At 62.3% G+C, this 3,359-nt stretch carries 3 protein-coding genes; all 3 read left to right on the top strand.

The genetic code is table 11. The features are described from left to right. A partial coding sequence (locus ABIV12_RS03850) for an HlyD family efflux transporter periplasmic adaptor subunit (protein WP_348056410.1) occupies positions 1–887 on the top strand: 887 nt, incomplete at its 5' end. Between the two features lie 150 nt (positions 888–1,037). Further along, entirely contained in the window at positions 1,038–1,772 is a 735-nt protein-coding gene (locus tag ABIV12_RS03845; protein ID WP_348056408.1) for an ABC transporter ATP-binding protein, read from the top strand. Positions 1,773–1,837: 65 nt separating this feature from the next. Next, positions 1,838–3,142, top strand: coding sequence for an ABC transporter permease (locus ABIV12_RS03840; RefSeq protein ID WP_348056406.1), 1,305 nt, complete (start codon positions 1,838–1,840; stop codon positions 3,140–3,142). The last annotated feature ends 217 nt before the right edge of the window (positions 3,143–3,359 follow it).

Here is a 3,359-nt window from a genome sequence, read left to right as displayed (position 1 = left end):
TCGATGGCCTCGGCCTCGAAGTCGAACGCACCGGCATCGCGAATCGCAAACTGCAGGCGGCGTCGCAGATGGCATACGAGCAGGCCGTCATCGACCGCCAGACCGCGGAGCGCGAAGTCGAGCGCAACGACAAGGCATTCTCGCGCGGCGCGCAACCGGAGATGACCGTGCTGCGTGCGAAAGATGCGCTGTCGAAATCTCGCCTGAGCGAGGTGAATGCAAAGCAGAACACGCTGCTCGATCGCGACAGCCTCGCGTTCGAACTGAAGACCAAGCGGTTCGCGCTCGATCGGCAGAAGCTGCTGGTCGACGACCTCGTGCGCCGGGTCGACGAACTGAAACTGCGTTCACCGGTCGATGGCCAGGTGGGCCAGCTGATTGCGCAGCAGCGCGCGAACGTCGCGCCGAATGCGCCAATCCTGAGTGTGGTCGACCTCAGTGCGCTGGAAATCGAAGTGCAGATTCCCGAAGTGTTCGCGCACGATCTGGCGCCTGGAATGGCCGCGGAAATTGTCGACGGCAGCGGCAAGTACACCGGCGAAGTCAGCGCGATCTCGCCGGAGATCGTCAACGGCCAGGTCACGGGCCGCGTGCGGTTCGGCGAGAAGAAGCCATCGGGCCTGCGCCAGAACCAGCAGCTCACCACGCGCATCCTGATGGACGAGCATCCGAACGTGTTGATCGTCGAGCGCGGATCGTTCATCGACACCGGCGCCGGTCGCGTCGCCTACGTCGTGCGCAACAACACCGCCGAACGCACCACGATCCAGATCGGCGCGACCAGCCTCAACTCGGTCGAGATCGTCAGTGGCGTCAAGGAAGGCGATCGCGTGGTGATCTCGGGCACCGACCAGTTCAATGGCGCGCAGCGCGTGGCGTTGAATTGAGCTGGACAGTCAAGTGAAGAACTCCGTCCCAACTGACGTCATTCCCGCGCAGGCGGGAATCGCCCCTCGCCGCGATAGAGCGATTCCCGCTTTCGCGGGAATGACGTCCTTACAGGTTTTTTCGAATCCCACTCTCCAAGAGGCCACGCCATGTTGAAGATGACCCATCTGCAGAAGGTCTACCGCACGCACCTGATCGAAACCTATGCGTTGCGCGACTTCTCGATCGAGGTGCGCGAGGGCGAGTTTGTTGCGGTGACTGGTCCGTCCGGTTCGGACAAGACGACCTTCCTCAACATCACCGGTCTGCTGGAGGAATTCACCGGCGGCGAATACAAGCTCGACGGCGTCGATGTGCATGGCCTCAACGACGATGCGCGCTCGCGCCTGCGCAACGAAAAGATCGGTTTCATCTTCCAGAGCTTCAACCTGATCCCCGACCTCAACCTGTTCGACAACGTCGACGTGCCGCTGCGCTACCGCGGCTTTGCTGCTGCAGATCGCAAGAAACGCATCGAGGAGTCGTTGGGTCGCGTCGGGCTTGCCTCGCGCATGAAGCACTACCCGTCGGAATTGTCCGGCGGTCAACAGCAACGCGTTGCGATTGCCCGCGCGCTCGCCGGATCTCCGCGCCTGCTGCTCGCGGACGAACCGACCGGCAACCTCGATTCGCTGATGGCGCGCGGAGTGCTGGAGCTGCTGGAAGAAATCAACCGGCAGGGCACGACCATCGTGATGGTCACGCACGATCCCGAGCTCGCAGCGCGCGCACATCGCAATGTGCATGTGATCGATGGCCAGGTCACCGACTTCGACGACGAGCCGCGCTTGCGTACCGCGCAACCGGCTCTGGGGAATCGGGAATCGGGAATGGCGACGACCTGACTCGACTTGCACTGCGGCTCAGTGACGAATCCCGAATCCCGAATCCACAATCCTGGTCAAAAACCATGTTCACCTACTACCTCCAGCTCGGCCTCCGCAGCCTTCGACGCAACCCGATCCTGACGTTGCTGATGGTTGTCGGCATCGCGCTCGGCATCGCCGCGAGCATGACCACGCTGACCGTGATGCACCTGATGGGCAGCGACCCGATTCCGTGGAAGAGCGACAAGCTCCACGCAGTGCAGCTCGACAACTGGGACGTCAACAGCCCGTACTCCGATGACGGTCGTCCGCCCGATCAGGTGACCTATCGGGATGCGGTGGCGCTGATGGCGGCGGGCAAGGCGGACAAGCAGGCGGCGATGTTCAAGATCGCACTGCCGGTGCAGCCGGCCAACCCGGACATCAAGCCGTTCCAGTCTCTCGGTCGCGCGACGTATGCGGACTTCTTCGGGATGTTCGAACCGCCGTTCGCCTACGGACACGGCTGGGACCGCACGCAGGACGCCGACCACGCGCGGGTGATCGTGCTCACCAAGGTGTTGAACGAGAAACTGTTCGGCGGACAGGATAGTGTCGGCAAGACGCTGCGCATGAACGGCATCGACTACAGCATCGTCGGCGTGCTCGGTGACTGGAAGCTGCGCGCGCGCTACTACGACCTGACCAACGGCGCGTTTGCCGATCCGGAAGAGTTCTATATGCCGTTCACCGCGGCGATCGACCTGAAGCATCGCTCGAGCGGCAACAACAGCTGCTTCAAGTCGTCGGGTGAGGGATGGGATGCGTACCTGGCATCGGATTGCGTGTGGATCCAGATGTGGGCCCAGCTGGATTCGCCGGCGCGCCTGGCCGATTACAAATCGTTTCTCGACAGCTACGTCAACGAGCAGAAGAAGCTCGGCCGGTTCGAGCGTCCGCTCAACAACCGTCTGCTCGACGTCAACGCATGGATGCGCGACCAGAAGGTCGTCTCGCGCGACGTCGAGGTGCAGACCGGCCTCGCATTCGCGTTCCTTGTCGTGTGCCTCGTCAATACGGTCGGCCTGCTGCTGGCCAAGTTCACGCGCAAGTCCGGCGAGATCGGCCTGCGTCGCGCGCTCGGCGCCAGCCGACGGGAAGTCTTCACGCAGTTCCTGATCGAATCCGGCGTCGTCGGCATCACCGGCGGAATGCTGGGTCTGGTCTTGACCGCGCTTGGACTGGTGGGCGTTCGCGCGCTCTACACCGAATACAAATCCGTCGCACAGCTGGACTGGACGATGATTGCAATGACGGTTCTGCTCGCCGTCGTCTCCGCATTGCTTGCAGGCCTGTACCCGACGTGGCGCGCATGTCGCGTGCAACCGGCGGCTCAACTGAAGATGTAGTACCCGATCCTTCTTCCCTGCGGGACGTCCTCTGGTCGCCCGAACAGGAGAAGGAACACAAAGGAATCCCCATGGAAATCCGCCCCATCTTTTCAGCGCTGATGCGCAGCAAGGTCTCGATGATCCTGATCGGGTTGCAGGTTGCGCTCACGTTGGCGATCGTCTGCAACGCGCTCTTCATCATCGGGCAGCGCCTCGACAACATGAATCGACCGAG

Source organism: Dokdonella sp. (genome assembly GCF_039926425.1).
Classification (GTDB): Bacteria; Pseudomonadota; Gammaproteobacteria; order Xanthomonadales; family Rhodanobacteraceae; genus Dokdonella_A.
Note: the sequence above shows the minus strand (reverse complement) of the source record. Positions and strands in the feature narration are given on the sequence as shown.